This window comes from Microbulbifer variabilis, assembly GCF_052467165.1.
In genome coordinates this window covers 2,053,790-2,069,388 of sequence record NZ_CP174301.1, presented here as the reverse complement: position 1 = coordinate 2,069,388, position 15,599 = coordinate 2,053,790, and the positions used below count along the sequence as shown (strand labels likewise).

Below are 15,599 nucleotides of genomic sequence, written 5' to 3'. Positions count from 1 at the left end.
GAAGTGAAAGCCATTATCATTGAAGACTCACGACTCGCACGTAACGAATTGAGAGAATTACTTAAGCCCTATAAAGATATTAATTTGGTTGCAGAGGCCCAAGATTGTGAGCAGGCCGTTACACTTATTTCCAAGGAACAGCCAGATTTGATTTTTCTGGATATCAACTTACCGGATGGAAGCGGTTTTGATATCCTGGATAAACTAGACTCTATCCCTAATATCATTTTTACAACGGCCTACGACGAATATGCAATTCAGGCTTTCGAAGTAAACGCTCTGGATTACCTGCTGAAACCAATTCATCCGGAGAAGTTAGAACGCGCTATCAATAAGGCCGTAAGTGATACCTTACCAGCTGCCAGCTCCAGCCAGGAAACCTATTTAAACACTAACAATAAAATCTTTATTAAAGACGGCGAGCGCTGCTGGCTTATTGAGCTTGGACGTATAAGATACTTTGAAAACTGTGGCAATCATGCACAGGTCTTCTTTGATAATGATAAGGCTTTTATCTATAAGTCACTGGTTAAAGTTGAACAGCGCCTAAACCCGGAAACCTTTTTCCGCGTAAATCGACAACAAATTATCAATCTTAACTTCATTAAGGATATTCAACCCTGGATAAGTAACGGACTACTTGTAACCATGACAGATGGGAAAGAAGTAGAAGTCGCCAGGCGTCCCGCTACCCGCTTAAGGGATATGTTAAGTTTTTAGTCAACTTTTAACATATCCCACTTTAGAAGCAGGTGTTTCAGGTTATGGCAATATCAAAGTTAAATTTTTACTTTACTGTGATGTTGCCGTATTCGAACTCTTAATTTGTAAAATAGCCCTATGCTCTTTCAATACTCTGTGGATAGTTAAACCGATTACCTGGATCAAGTACACTTTTTAAACGCTGTAATCGGTCATAGGAATCCCCATAGTAGGCATTTTCATAATTCTTGATATTAATATCAGGATAATTCACATAGTGCTTAGTTATACCACTTTTGTGGAGCAACTCTTGAAGGTGAGCCATACTCTCCAGTCTTTGCACTTCATCAGCAGGTTTTTCCCAGTAACACTGAGCTTCTCCCAAATAATTGGCGTCCCTATGGACATAGGCCCCCTCATTTTCTTGGTGCAAACGACTTATCTCACCCCCCAATGTATTAATTTGAAAAACCGCTCCGGGGGTTTTACCCACGAGGGTAAAAATTTCCTCTATAGACCTACTGATATCATTAAAGCCACTATAATAACCAGCACTAAAATTCTTAAAGTACATAGCATTGGAACGGCCATAGTAATACTGAATACCCACCTCCAGAGGATCCGGCTTTAACTGGGCATTTTCATCCATTCTTTGGTCAAATGTTGACAAGATCCTTGTCATTACTCGATCATGATCTGTCGATGTTAGCATTACTGTCAATGTATTGCGGTTCAAGACAAAGGCAGAAAAGGCGTGGTCTGGTAATAACTCACACTGGTCAAACCAAAATCTTGCCAAATCAGCTGCGGCTCTCGGCGAGAGCTTATAAGACCTAAATCGGTGCTGATAAAGTGTTGTTGGTGCGGGAACCGTATCAAAACGCATTTCCGTTATCACGCCAAAATTACCATTACCACCTCCACGACAAGCCCAAAGCAGTTCTGGAACCTCATCTGAATCTACGGCGATACCCTTGGCATCTATCAGGCGCACGCCTTTCAAGTGGTCACATGTCAGCCCAAACTCCCGCGCAAACAGCCCATAACCCCCACCTAGCGTGATACCTGAAAGCCCTACTGTCGCACAAGAGCCCGATGGAAGCAGGCGTCCCTTTGGTAGGCAATAGCTATATAATTGAACAAGCCTAACTCCAGGACCCGCTATCAACCTATTATCCGCTCTCAGCTCCAACCCACTCATAAGGGAAACATCAATAACCAAACCATCATTATTTAAAGAAAAACCCTCGAAACTATGGCCTCCACTTTTGATATTGATGTCCAGGCTGTGTGTATTTGCGTAATGCACCGCTTGCTGAACACCCTTCTCGTTTTTGCATAACGCAATAATTCTTGGAAGGAAATCGATTCGCTTGTTAAATAGGCGTCGATAGAGATCAAATACAGCACTATCTCGCTGGAGGAACTCTACATCATCTTTAGAGTAATCCCCATATACAGTTCCAATTGGCAGGTACCCTGCAGGAATGCCCATTCCCAAGGTTTTGACAAAGTCTCTGCGGCCTATTGTTTGCTTCATTCTATTTCCAACGACGTTCATGGGCTCTGCTACTTATGCCGTATAATACAGAGATCAACTTCAACAGGAAACTTTAGCTGTTAACATACGAAGCACCTAACCTCTTGAGCAATAGGCCGCTATACATAGAGACAATATCAACCAAAACGGTATCTCTTCCAAAGCTCTGCTCGCTCAAATAAGGCAATCAACTATATACAATACTTTGAAGAACCTACTGGTTATTTAGGAGTGCCCTTCTAACACCTAAAAAGAAGAGAATAACCGCTACGCTTTGCACCATATGATAAATCCCATTATGGTCAAAATCCCAGATTAACGTAATATATAGTGAATCTTTTGTTTGAATATATATGGCAATTAATGAAAGCAAGCCACCCAGTGCCATATACCAACTTCCATTTAACTTATTCAGCCAGGCTAACCTGCCATATCCAAATATAATAATAAATGTAATAGAGAATTGATAAATCACGTAAGCAAGAAACCCTTCAGGCCACAATAAAGTAACAACATAGAAGGCAATCCCGATGAGCGGAATATAAGGTAAAACTTTTTGCGTTGCCTTCTCGCCTAATAGATCAAAGCAAATTGCAGTGGTAAATGCTATTAGAAATAAACCAAGAAAGAAAAATAAGACTCTCCAGAGCCTCTGACTTAGCTGCACCGACAACTCTAAACCATGAATTGTTGCGGCCAATACAGTGACAACAATTGTCAGAAAGAAAAAAAATTTCCAGGCCAGATACTTCCTACCGCCCTTTGGGCTATATCGAACCAAATAAATCAGTGCCACTAATGCGATCAGGGCCAATATAATGTCCGTTGCGGCCGACGTCAGCTCTGTTTGCAGACTACTCAGTTTCATTGCTTTCTCAGGGCCCACTGATACCCATAGTTAATGATATATTGAACGGAAGATTAGTGATCCTAAGACTCTATATCACAATTCAAGATTATAGGTTGATACTGGTATGACTTTGGCCATACTGGCATCAATTACGACAGCTATCCAGTAGCTTTTCTCGGTTTAATAGTGTCACACTCATATCCCTGATCCATGACCCATAGTTATTCTATATAATCTAACCAACCGTATATTTACCAGAATTAGGAACTACAACTCCTCCGTTAATAGAATCTCATCCAACAAGAAAACCTCCTTTACTCAAATATACAAGTTATAAGTAATACCAAATCGCGACAAAGAAGTTTAGCAGCATCATTAGAAAGTCAACAATAAAAATAAAGCGCATTACCCCTTTAACCTGCCAGGCTCCTCCACCACTACGATTTTGAAGAGCAACAGGCACGTTATAAATAAACTGTGAGCCATGCGTGACTGCAAAAGCAAGTAACAGTACTGCCCTCTGAATATCACCTGAAAAAGTAGAGAGATTAATTAACAACAAAATATTGAGAAAGGCCAGGGAAAAGTTGAAACCACCGAGAAACTTTCCAGATTCAGCTAAGATACCAAAGACGGGGGTATCCCTATGCTCCCTGGGCACTACCAGCTTGGCAAAGATCTTTCCTCGTAATGAAAAAACATTAAATCCCATAAGAAACCAGATGGTATTTAATACTAAAACTATTACAAATATCATGTAAATTCTCCGATAATTATTTTTATAAAGATCTGCTAAAAATTAGCTATCTACACATAGCTAAATATATTCTAATCAATTATTAAGGTTTAGCTGTTACTCAATACAGGCCAGCGATCCACTATCTCTCCCCTGTCATATACTGCAATATCACCGAACTGAAGAAATACTGATTCACTTTGAGTTGGGCGCAGGAAAACCCAGTCATCTTCCACTAAGGTCACCCTGTCAGAGGCATTTAGCATTTCCTGATTTGTAGAGCGGCCATAAATAGGGTTTATTGATAATCCAGCAGGAGACTCAGGTAGTGCTTTCCAGTAACCCCCCGAAATAAAAAAGGTCTGAGCACGATTTGGGTTCAACCAACGCATTGCACCGGTAAGGTTTTCTATTCCCGGTATCTGGGTATGAGGTAACCTTTTGAGCACTGGGCTCGCAATAAACGCTGCAGGGATATGATCCGATAGTGTGGGAATATCAAAATCCGTTGGCTTGACCAGACAAGAGCCAGCCGCAAGCTCGGTGCAGGGAGCAGTATTTCTTCTGGACTTGTACAGCTGGTAAGTCGGACTCCCCGCGCCATTTAACGTGAGTTCCGATGGAAATACAGCACCTAGCTGCCGTTTTGCTTGCTCCAATCTCTGCGAGTAGATATTGAGCCCCCGATCTATTGCCTTATCAGGGCCACCCAGTAAACCCGGCATCTTGGCAGCATGGGCGTCATAGCCCATAAACCCCGCAAGCTCCAATCCCTGCTCTATCTGGATAATATTGAGCATTTCAGTAAGAGCTTGATCACTAGAAACCCCTCCCCTGTGCAAGCCAACGTCCAGTTCAATATTGATACGCAGTGATTGCCCAAGGCTATTGGCCAGCTCAGCATACTGCTGTAATCGGCGGGGGCTATCAATCAACCACTGCAACTGTTTACTAGGATCAAAACTGTTGCCTGTCGGTTTCGCATAAAAATCCTTGGCAGCAGCTATCGGTAAGGGTTTACCCAGCAGGATATCCGCCGATGGCTGGGCCTGAGCAAGCTGCCGTAAGAATGGCAAGTGAAATACCATGATCCGCTGTGTACCGGTTCGCCTGGCTACTGTTTCCAGTAAGCCAAGTGCGGGCAATGACTTTGCAACAATACGGAAATCATAATTCCCCTGAAGGTGGCTCGACAATGTATCGGCATTGTTCTTTAATCGATCGAGGTCAACCACCATGGTCGGACTCGACATGCCAGCTTTGTGCAGGGCTCTGGAAATTGATTCGAAATACTCACTATGCCCACCCTGCCCCAAGGCTTTTGGCCGCAACATGGGTACCGCTGCGGCAGCTCCCAGAACCACTCCCCCAAGCAACAATTTTCGGCGCTTGCTATCCAAAATATTTTCCTTTTGGGCTTTAGGGCAATCGCTACAAGATCATTTAATAAAAATAATTTATCAGCATTTTGCCCGAATAGAAGAGTTGTCAAAAAACATCAAGCAATTAGTGATTTTAAGTAGGAATTCAGGAACTTTCCGCTGGGGTCCAATTCTTGGCGAACTTTCATAAAGTCCTGCCAGCGTGGATAAAGCTTAGCGAAGTCCCCCCCCTCCAAAGTGTTTAACTTTCCCCAGTGCGGCCTGCCCCCATACTTACGCATAATTGGCTCCAGCACTTTGAACAGTGGCTGGTGATCCTCTTCAAAGTAACGGTGAACGGCTATCGAAATAGAATCCTGCTGATAGAAAGGACTCAGCCAGATATCATCCTGCTTAACGAAGCGGACCTCGATAGGAAAGAAAACATTAAGGTTGTTTTCTTCGATAGAGCTTTGAATCTCAGCAAATGCCGCTAAGCCTGCCTCCCTGGGCAGGTGGTATTCCATCTCATTAAAGCGGACATTGCGTTCGCTAGCATAGTTACGCCAGGAGGACTCCACTACTACTTCCTTTTCAATGTCTTCCATGGCGGACTGCAAGGCAAATCGGCGCAACTTGGGGGACCAGCCCAGCCAGTCTCTTACACTCTTAAGAGTCATCACTGCTTCATTGGTATCCTCACGCTCAGTGGAAAAGATATCCTCTTCTGTGAGCTGATGAGAATCAGCCATGCACATCCCGGAGAAAGGGATGTAATAGAACTCAAAGTTTCGATTAGAGTTCGCCAGCGATTCAGCTTGATCCAAAATCTCTTGCATAGGCGCCACCCAGGACTCACGGCGTAAGCGATAGCTGGGCTGATTTTGCATACGCACCTTGGTCACCAAGCCAAGGCACCCCAGGGAAACCTTGGCCGCAGAAAACACCTCCGGGTTATTCTCTGCATCGCACCAGAGGATATCACCATCGGCCATTACCATTTCCAGACCAGTAACATTACTGGACATGCAACCCAAATTCGCACCGGTGCCATGGGTGGCGGTTGCCAGGCATCCGCCAAGGGTTTGCTCATCGATATCTGGCTGGTTAATCAAGGCCTGCCCTACTTCCTCCAGAGGCTGGCCAATATCTGCTATCCGTGTGCCCGCATAGACCGTGGCTTGGGAGTTTTCGGCATTGTGGTCAGATAGTCCGCTAATACGACCGAGAGAAACTATCGTATCTTCTGTTGGCACCAGCGCAGTGAAAGAGTGACCAGCACCCACTGCACGCACAGTACCACTAGCCTCCGCCACTATTTCCTGTAATTCAGTAATATTTTTTGGTGCCAGGCGCCTATCGGGTATGCACTCCTGGGACCCCGACCAGTTTCGCCAGCGAATCTTACGGGGTTTAGCAGCATCAGCTGCCTGGACTAAAGTACGCGCTATTGATGATATTGGGGATGCTGCAAAAGCTGCAGATCCGGCAGCCAGGGTAGTGACGAAACGGCGACGTGATTGATGCATACTTCCCTACTCCGCCGTAGCCATAAAAGCGATCAACTGCTCAAACTGCTCTGGTGAGCATTCAAAGCAAAGGCCTAGCGGGGGCATCCCCTGAAAACCATTGATAGCATTATCTACCAATATATCCATTCCCTTATCCATACGTGGCTTCCAGTTATCCAAGTCGCCGGTTAAAGGCGCGGCACTAGCGCCGGTACCATGACAGCTACGACAGGTCCGAATATATATTTCTGCAAGATCAGAATCAGCTGGTGTCAGGGAAAGTGCGCGCTCACCCAGAGCTGCACGATTGGCAACTGTGCTCTCTGGTGATTTAGAGCATCCACTTGTAAGGAGGGCCAAAATTAGAAAGATGCCGACTAACCCAAGGCTTCGGCGCAGGCTTACCAATTCCATGTATGTACACCGACTACATTATTGTTAATTATCACTCAGAGATATAAATCTGAGAGGGTTTGTGTACTTAATTTTGTCACCATTGTTAAACAGACTGACCTCTAAAACAACTAGCGGAACTGGCCGGTCTGATAAGGGGGCGTTAGCCCAATTTTGTTGCGTACCAATTAAAGAAACTTTTACCGCTAGATATCATTACTCTCGCAACTTATCAAACCCCAATCGATACCTCACGGGTTTGTGCCCTTTCAAGAGGTCAGAAGTACTGGAACTTAAGTTGCCATAACCTCACGGTTTTTAGTGAAGCTCCTGAAAGCCAAGCAAAATAATTATTATTGAAAGAAATTCCTGTGCAAAATTATAACCATACCAAAATTAAAATACCGGGAAAGCAACCATTCATTTATAGCCTACATAAATAAGCTTTTAACTATTTTGAATCCACTGATAGGAACCTGCCTCTAGAACCACCTACCTATACAAAAAGATAGAAACCACCTAGCAACTACCTCAAAATTGACCTTTTGGTCAAGCCAGGCTTTGAACGCAAACAGCAATATGTGGCAAGACTACACTCTACTGACTACACATCCATCGTTATCCCAAACACCTTGTTTGTTACAACAAACGAAAACGGTAAGAAAGCCCTTAAGATTTTAGTTGACATATATCAACCTTATGTCTTTAATGGGGCTCTACAGTACAGAAGACAGCCATGAAAATCTTGGGGTCCATCGATATAGAACGTATTAACAAAGAGAATTCAAAAAGTCTTCGCCAAGGTTTTTAGCCATGGCAAAAAATTACTGAGTATTATTTATGTTCTCTTATTGTGAGCGGCGAAAGCCAAATCAGCCAGCCAAGTATCCGTCATTTTTTAGATACGCTATTTGTACAGTAAGAACACGTGGCCCGCACCAACACTGCACAAGAAACATGAAGGAACTCAATATTTATACTTAAGGAAAATAACAGACATAGCAGACCAAGTCGTTTTTCGTTTACATACTATAAAGGAAGCACCGTGATACGCTTTGCACAAATAATTTCTACAATTTTTGTTTTTATCTTCACCTCTGCAGCTATAGCCTGTATATTTTTTCCCGGCTCAATTAGCGAAGCCAGTGGGTTTAATGCCGTCTCAGACTATGGCCTGACTAATGTGCGCACACTCGGTGCTCCTCTACTTATGTTAGCTGTGGTTACGGCAATAGGAACTTTCCGCCGGGATTGGATAATTCTTGTACCAGCCTCACTTTATTTCCTCTTTAATGGGCTAACTCGTGTTCTCTCTCTTTTCCAGGAGCAATACGATCCTATTATGATACGAGGGCTGATACTGACCTTTGTATTATTTTCTCTCTCTCTGGTTGTTATTTATATTTTCCGAAAATCAAAAACTAACTTAAAGCAAACCAACCAATTAGTCTCAGCATAAAGGGACGGGAACACAGAGTCCTTCAGGGGTTTTCAATGGGAGGATTTGGGGCAACGAAAATTGGTTTCAAATTTCTGAGTATTTCTCTAAGATAATCTCCTGGGATGGCGCCATCCACAGCCGAAGTACCCTTAAGAGCACCCGCCCCAGCATCGTCGAGCAAATGTTTGTCTCTGAAACTGACTTCAACAGCCACTCCCCTGGTTCCAGGTAAGCCAGTGGTCTAAAAAACGCGAAGAAATGCCTATGGATTTAGTATTCTTTACAGGTACCATGGATGCACCTGCAAATTACACCACTAGCTTTCTGCGAGAATTACAAAGCCTGGATATCCCTTTTCAGCACATTGAAACCAGTTGTCTCCACAGCCCTTTCTGCTTTTTTAGTGAAGACCGCATAAAAATAGCGTATGGCAGCAAGTAATCATGAGATACGAATATACCATCTCAATAAAAAGCTATGTGCACAAACTAAAATCGATGCAGTTATTCCGGCGGTAGATAAACATTCACAGTTTGAGCAATCGATTTTGATTGCTCCTCCCCAAACAAGCAGGTGACTAGTTGAAAAGCAAACTCTATCGCAGTACCTGGAGATTGACTAGTGATTAGATTTCGATCAACCACCACTCGTTGGTCGCTAGTCTCCCTCACATATTGACTGAGTTCACGACGGAAAGTCCTATAACAAGTTGCTTTGAAATCAGTTATTAGGCCATGTCTACCAAGTACGATTACAGGAGCGGTACAGATTGCTCCTAACCAGCGCCCAGACTCAATTTGCTTTTGGATTAGCCTCATTAGAGGCTCCGAGTCATGCATATGCTCCGCCCCCTCCTTGCCTCCCGGTAGCGCAATTAAATCCCAAGTAGTATCCAGGCATTCCTCTAGGCTGCTGGGTGCCTCAATGACAAGGTCACGCAGGGTGGTTACACGCCTACTCGGCATAATTGATGCCAAAGTCAGTTTCGCGTCAGTTCGGCTCAAAATGTCGTAGATGGCAATAGCCTCGATATCTTCGTTACCATCAGCGATTGGAATCAGTATTTTTGACACAGTTACAGCTCCCATAAATACAGGGCTTAAGTATTTATAGACCTAACGTTTACAATCCACACACTTGAACCAACTCTTGACCATAAGGCTACTCCCGGTTCTCCAGATGTACGCAGTGGCCTACTCTACCGATGGGAAATTGTGCCCTGGTGACACTACTGGCTTAATGCCGCTCTGGATTCCTGTTAAGCATGCATAGTTCAGGCATAATCAAGATTTTTGATCTTTGACAGGAATGCTGATGGCTGAAAGTATCACACGCCCCCAGGGCCCATACCTCTCCGAACTGGTTCAGGGCTATTGGAGATTGGCTGACTGGGAAATGAAACCCCAGCAACGCCTTAGCTTCCTTGAACAACACGTAGACTTGGGAATTACTACCATAGATCACGCCAACATCTATGGTGACTATGAATGTGAGCAACTCTTTGGCGAAACATTAAAACTGCAGCCGGGTATGCGAGGGCAGATTCAAATAGTGACCAAGTGCAATATCAAGTTGTGCTCAGCCAAATTCCCCCTTCGAAAGGTTAACCACTACGATACCAGCTCTACACACATAATAGAGTCCGTTGATAACTCCCTTTCCCTACTGGGGACAGACTACCTTGATGTTCTTCTGCTCCACCGACCGGATGTCTTGATGAAAGCTGAAGAAGTTGCAGAAACTTTTACCAAGCTCCGAAAAGCTGGCAAGGTCCTGCATTTCGGAGTATCCAACTTTTCACCGAGCCAGTTTGCCTTGCTGCAGTCACGGCTGGAAGTGCCATTAGTAACCAATCAGGTTGAAATAAATCCGCTTAACTTTTCCGTGGCCCATGATGGCACCCTGGATCAATTGCAAATGCATCGGATACGCCCTATGGCTTGGTCCTGTCTCGCAGGGGGACGATTACTCAGTGGAGGCGATATACAGGCTCAAAGAGTGCTTAGTGAACTTGAATTACTCAAGGAAGAAATTGGTGCCAAAAGTCTCGACCAGGTGATTTACGCCTGGGTTAGACAACTGCCAGCCAATCCATTGGTTATTATCGGCTCAGGAAAAATAGCTCGCTTGAAAGCTGCTGTGGATTCACTAAAACTCGAATTATCCCGGGAACAGTGGTATCGGATATGGGTTGCATCCAAGGGACATAATGTCCCCTAGTTAAAAAGGGGCGCCTAACTATCCCCTTCTCCTGCAGCACGAGACTTACGCCACTCTGAGTGTGCGGCAAGTATTGCGATGAGAATGAAAATGTTGATCGCGATCATCACCCATGGCCGGACTGCCAACGGAAACCAACTTGCGACAAATGGTATTAGGGGTATCGAAAAACCTATGGTGGCAAGCAGGGCAAAGCAATAAAAGACAAGGAAACCCCACCCCTTGTATGCCAGTAGGCCCACAGCGCTAAAGATAGCGAGTGCCAGCAGCAGTAACCCCAAACTGGCCACGCCGGGTGATGTTCCGAACATACTGATGCTTATGAAAAAAGACTTCCAGTGCACGATCGAAGTTAAAATAACAAGTACCCCGACTATTCGGGCCAGGTTTCTCGCCTGAGTTTTCATAATCACTTTAACTCCACCTTGTTGTGCTTGGCCAGCTCCCCAGCTGACAATTGCAGGGGAGCTGTATTACTAGATTATTAGCATAATCAAACAGGAACAATCAGTTCACGATCAAAACTAAGGCAATGGGAAGTGCTGATAGCCAAGCTTTACAACATTTCAAGCATTAATTGTCTGCGATGTTAATACCTCTCTCACCAAGGGCTTTATTCAACACTGCGGCCAAACGCACTCCACCTTGTTGCAAGCGCATTTCCACAGATTCCTGGCAACGCAGGAAGTACTTTTCTCCTAATTCGTATTCACTCGTATAAGCGAGTTTGTGGGCTAACTGGTGGGATTCCCGAGCCCACTGGGCCTCTGTTGTGGATTGCCACAAGTGGCGCTGGGCTGCGCTTATCTTTTCTGTTTGCTCTTTTGCATAACTGTGCCAATCGGAAACTATCCTGGATACTAAATGTATGTCCCATAGGGCATGTAAATTAGTGTCAATACCTAAAAACCGGACTTGGACATCATTGCCACCTTTATCTGAATACAGGCCTGTATGGAGTGGCTGATGCAGATCGCCGACAAAGTGAGCGATAAACATTAAGGCTTCTGCACGCTCCTCTGGTTTTCGGTTTCGATCACCCAAAATCTGCGAGAACTGCTTGATTGCCTTGAGGATGCAGCCCGCAGGCGGGCAATCCCTGGCCTCAACATAACTGGTCCACTCTTTGGACAAATTAATGTAGTGCATTGGAGCGGCCCAGTCGTATTGTTCATTAGAGCGGATACGATCCGCCCAAGTTGCTGACTCAGCCAAGTCCGGCTCATTTGCTCTTTGCAAAAGCAGCTGAACTTCACCAGCCACCTGTGGCTCCAGGTAGTGCCAGGCAATCTCACCCACTACCCGATGCCCATCATCCCCCCAGGCAACAGCCTTATTATTCAGCCCGAGAGTACTGAGCAGGAGTAGCGCTACTCGAAAGACATTAACCAGCCCGTTCATTGATTTTTCCATTGCAGTATTTTGTCGCTAACTTTAATGAGAGTTTGTGACAACTTGGCATCTATAGCCAACCTCTTCCGTAATCGTTACAGAACTGCAACAAATCGTTAACCAGTCCTTAAATATCACCCGCTAAAAAGCTCACTGGCCGGGACCTGGGGAAAGTGTCTCGGGAGCCGATTACAACCAGTACTCTCAAAGCCACTTTGTTGGCTCTTTTTTAAGACCAGGACTTAGTTATGAAACCTTCCATTTTCCGGCGCATGTGCCTATCCGCTGCAATTATCTCCGCGATTGGCACTTCACATGTTTCCCATGCACAGGAAACAGCCGCAGCTATTCGCGGCTCTATTACTGGCAGCGGTGGCGAAGTAATAAGCGATGCGAAAGTAACGGTGATTCATACTCCGTCTAACAGCCGTCGCGTAGCGCAAGTGGGGGAGTCCGGTCAGTTTAATTTGAGTGGTCTGCGTGTTGGCGGCCCTTACACGGTGACCGTTGAATCCGGCCAAGGCAAACGGGTACTCGAGAACATTTACTTATCGGTAGGCGATACCCTGCCGCTAATGCTAACCCTGGGTTCATCCAATCTTGAGGAGGTGAGCGTGCTTGGCCAAGCTTTGAGCAGTTCACGGCTTGCAGTAGGTCCCTCTTCCCACTTCAACAGCGACGACCTGAAAAGTGCGCCTGCTGGCGGTCGTGACATCAAGGACCTGCTGCGCCTAGACCCTCGTGTTTATATAGACGAGGCCAACGCAGATTCAGTCCAATGCGCCGGCGCCAACCCACGCTTCAACAGCCTGACTGTTGACGGCGTGCGTATGAATGACAATTTCGGCTTGAACAGTAATGGCTACCCAACCGAGCGCATGCCCTTCTCCTATGACGCTATCGACCAGGTGGCCGTAGAGCTCGCACCGTTTGATGTACAGTACGGAGGCTTCAGCGCTTGTAACATTAATGCTGTGACCAAGTCTGGCACTAATGAATGGCACGGTTCCTTTTTCTATGACTACACCGATGATGGCTTTCGTGGGGACTCCCTGGAAGGTGAGGACATTAACGTAGCCGAGTTTGATGAGAAGCGTTACAACGCTACTCTAGGTGGCGCCATTATTGAGGACAAACTGTTCTTCTTTGCTGCTTATGAGAAGCTTGAAGGCGTAGCTACTTTTGACCGGGGGCCCGCTGGAAGCAGTGCCGCAACTGAAGTCCAGGGCGTATCCCAAGCCCAACTGGATGAAATTGTGCGTATATCCAACGAAGTCTACGGCTACAACCCAGGTGGTCTGCCCAGCAGCCTTCCAGAGGAGGACGAGAAGCTGCTGGTTAAGTTCGACTGGAACATCTCTGAAAACCATCGCGCAGCATTTACTTACAACTACAACGATGGCTTTTCTATCGCTGAGGCCGATGGAGATCCAGATGAGCTGGAGCTGTCCAATCACTACTATGAGCGCGGCGCAGAGCTGAACGCCTATGTAGTACAGCTCTTCTCAGACTGGAGCGATATCTTCTCTACTGAAATGAAGATTGGTTATTCCGAACTGGATAACCGCCAAAATTCCCTGGGAGGTACCGATTTTGGTGAAGTACAGATCAGCACCTCCTATGACCATGACAACGATGGCAGTGATACAGATGCAACCGTTTATCTGGGTGCTGATGATTCCCGCCACGCAAATAAACTGAGCTATGACAACTTGACCTTTAAGCTCGCCGGCAAGCTCCTTTTAGGTGAACACAACCTTACAGCTGGCTACGAGCACGAAAACTTCGATATTTACAACCTGTTCATCCAGGAGGCCGCTGGTGAATATCGCTTCAGTAGCATTGAAAATTTTGAGCAGGGCGTTGCCGACTTGATCATCTACGAGAATGCCACGGGTACCAATAATATCTTGGATGCCGCAGCTGAATTTGCTTACAGCATCGACACTCTCTATGTGCAGGATGAATACACTTTTGCTGACGCTGACCTCACAGTTGTAGCCGGCCTGCGCTACGATCGCTACAGTAGTGACGACAGACCTGTCGCTAATACAGATTTCGCAGCAGCCTATGGCTTTTCCAACCAACACACCATGGACGGCCTCGACCTTCTGCAACCCCGACTGGGCTTGAGCTGGAATGTTGATGATAACCTGGAGCTACATGGTGGAATTGGCCTTTACTCTGGCGGCAATCCGAATGTATGGATTTCCAATAATTACTCCAACAATGGCGTTATACAAATTGAAGCGAGTGATGGCAGCGGCACGCCATTATTTGATATGGACTGGGCTGGCAACGGCGCCCCAATTTTTGATGTACCACAGTCCCTATATGATCAGGTAGCCAGTGGAGATGGCACTTTAGGTGGTGTGAATATGATGGATCCGGATTTTGAAGTTCCATCGGTTTGGAAATATGCAATTGGCGGTAGCTATGAGTTTGAATCTGGCTATTTGCTCTCTGCCGATTACCTCTATAGTGATTATAAGGATGCAGCCATTATTCGGGACCTGTCACTGGAGCAGGTGAGTAGTACCGTCGATGGCCGTGCGGTTTACGCTAACACCAATGGTCGCAGGGGCGACTATATGCTCACCAATGTTGACGGCGATTCTGGCTACTCCAGCGTCTTCTCATTAGGACTCAGTAAATCTTTCGATTTCGGCCTGAATGTAGCAGTGGGTTACGCCTATACCGATGCTGAAGACGTAAACCCCATGACCAGCTCTGTAGCCTACTCAAACTACACCACCATCGCCACGGTAGATGCCCAGGACCCGGGTACGGCTACTTCAAACTATGTAGTTCCGCACCGATTCACTTTGAAGCTGGATTACGCCCAGGAGTTTTTCTCTGGGTATGAGACTCGCTTTACCCTCTTCGGTAGCGCTAACGAAGGTGTGCCCTATTCCTATACTTTCTCTGACCGTATCTTCGGTGATGGCGGCAGGGGCCGTGGGCTACTCTACGTTCCAACAGGCATGGGCGATGCGAATGTTGTCTTTGGGGATGACTTCGATACAGAGGCATTCTTCGCCTGGGTCGACTCTGAAGACCTGGACAGCGGTACTATGGAGCGCAACTCCCTCAGCAGCGATTGGTGGACTAAGTTCGATCTGCGTATTGACCAGGAGTTGCCTGGCTGGCGCGCTGACAACCGACTCAATGCTTTCTTTGTTATCGAGAACCTGGGCAACTTACTGAACGATGATTGGGGAGTAATGTACGAGGGTGCCTTCCCCCGCTTCCAAGCTGCCGTTGATGCCAGCATAGATGATCAGGGGCGTTTTGTTTTCAATGAATTCAATGATCCTGCTGGCCAAACCCGAGTCGCCGACGCCTCGCTGTGGAGTGCACGCATGGGAATTCGCTACGAATTCTAATCATAAAAAAGCCGCGGCAGTTGCCGCGGCTTTTTTACTTCCAGCCTGCTTAACAAACCGCAGCTGG

Annotated in this window: 13 protein-coding genes; 4 read left to right on the top strand and 9 right to left on the bottom strand. The window is 46.0% G+C overall.

Annotated elements, in window-relative coordinates; genetic code table 11:
- The first annotated feature begins 3 nt into the window (after positions 1 to 3).
- Entirely contained in the window at positions 4 to 720 is a 717-nt protein-coding gene (locus ACJJIP_RS09295; RefSeq protein ID WP_282953420.1) for a LytR/AlgR family response regulator transcription factor, read from the top strand.
- A 118-nt stretch (positions 721 to 838) separates the two neighbouring features.
- Here the strand turns inward: ACJJIP_RS09295 and ACJJIP_RS09290 are convergent, their stop codons facing one another.
- The 6 genes from ACJJIP_RS09290 to ACJJIP_RS09265 form a co-directional block, all read right to left on the bottom strand.
- The gene (locus ACJJIP_RS09290; protein WP_444946727.1) at positions 839 to 2,242 is read right to left on the bottom strand and encodes an FAD-binding oxidoreductase; all 1,404 of its coding nucleotides are present in this window, start codon (positions 2,240 to 2,242) and stop codon (positions 839 to 841) included.
- Between the two features lie 214 nt (positions 2,243 to 2,456).
- On the bottom strand, positions 2,457 to 3,110 hold the full coding sequence (locus tag ACJJIP_RS09285; RefSeq protein WP_444946726.1) for a DUF6962 family protein: 654 nt from the start codon (positions 3,108 to 3,110) through the stop codon (positions 2,457 to 2,459).
- Positions 3,111 to 3,423: 313 nt separating this feature from the next.
- Complete coding sequence (locus ACJJIP_RS09280) at positions 3,424 to 3,849, bottom strand: hypothetical protein (protein ID WP_020412873.1); 426 nt, start codon at positions 3,847 to 3,849, stop codon at positions 3,424 to 3,426.
- Between the two features lie 89 nt (positions 3,850 to 3,938).
- Positions 3,939 to 5,228 carry a DSD1 family PLP-dependent enzyme gene (locus tag ACJJIP_RS09275; protein ID WP_444946725.1) on the bottom strand — a complete coding sequence of 430 codons (1,290 nt, stop codon included), beginning with the start codon at positions 5,226 to 5,228 and terminating at the stop codon, positions 3,939 to 3,941.
- Between the two features lie 98 nt (positions 5,229 to 5,326).
- Positions 5,327 to 6,718 (bottom strand): FAD-linked oxidoreductase, L-gulonolactone oxidase family, encoded by a 1,392-nt coding sequence (locus ACJJIP_RS09270; protein WP_444946724.1) that lies wholly within the window; start codon positions 6,716 to 6,718, stop codon positions 5,327 to 5,329.
- A gap of 6 nt (positions 6,719 to 6,724) precedes the next feature.
- Entirely contained in the window at positions 6,725 to 7,114 is a 390-nt protein-coding gene (locus ACJJIP_RS09265) for a c-type cytochrome (RefSeq protein ID WP_282953413.1), read from the bottom strand.
- 1,024 nt (positions 7,115 to 8,138) lie between these two features.
- Here ACJJIP_RS09265 and ACJJIP_RS09260 point away from each other — a divergent pair.
- Positions 8,139 to 8,552 carry a hypothetical protein gene (locus ACJJIP_RS09260; protein WP_353376238.1) on the top strand — a complete coding sequence of 138 codons (414 nt, stop codon included), beginning with the start codon at positions 8,139 to 8,141 and terminating at the stop codon, positions 8,550 to 8,552.
- 485 nt (positions 8,553 to 9,037) lie between these two features.
- On the opposite strand, the gene ACJJIP_RS09255 is transcribed toward ACJJIP_RS09260, so the two are convergent.
- The gene (locus tag ACJJIP_RS09255; protein ID WP_353376239.1) at positions 9,038 to 9,607 is read right to left on the bottom strand and encodes a DJ-1 family glyoxalase III; all 570 of its coding nucleotides are present in this window, start codon (positions 9,605 to 9,607) and stop codon (positions 9,038 to 9,040) included.
- 241 nt (positions 9,608 to 9,848) lie between these two features.
- Between ACJJIP_RS09255 and ACJJIP_RS09250 the strand changes: the two genes are divergently transcribed.
- Positions 9,849 to 10,754, top strand: coding sequence for an aldo/keto reductase (locus ACJJIP_RS09250; RefSeq protein ID WP_444901532.1), 906 nt, complete (start codon positions 9,849 to 9,851; stop codon positions 10,752 to 10,754).
- A 14-nt stretch (positions 10,755 to 10,768) separates the two neighbouring features.
- Here ACJJIP_RS09250 and ACJJIP_RS09245 read toward each other — a convergent pair whose 3' ends face one another.
- The gene (locus tag ACJJIP_RS09245) at positions 10,769 to 11,065 is read right to left on the bottom strand and encodes a hypothetical protein (RefSeq protein WP_157533442.1); all 297 of its coding nucleotides are present in this window, start codon (positions 11,063 to 11,065) and stop codon (positions 10,769 to 10,771) included.
- Positions 11,066 to 11,327: 262 nt separating this feature from the next.
- On the bottom strand, positions 11,328 to 12,155 hold the full coding sequence (locus tag ACJJIP_RS09240; RefSeq protein WP_444901531.1) for a S1/P1 nuclease: 828 nt from the start codon (positions 12,153 to 12,155) through the stop codon (positions 11,328 to 11,330).
- A 239-nt stretch (positions 12,156 to 12,394) separates the two neighbouring features.
- On the opposite strand from ACJJIP_RS09240, the gene ACJJIP_RS09235 reads away from it, so the two are divergent.
- A complete protein-coding gene (locus ACJJIP_RS09235; RefSeq protein WP_444946723.1) occupies positions 12,395 to 15,532 on the top strand; it encodes a TonB-dependent receptor in 3,138 nt (1,045 codons plus the stop codon).
- Positions 15,533 to 15,599 lie beyond the last annotated feature (67 nt).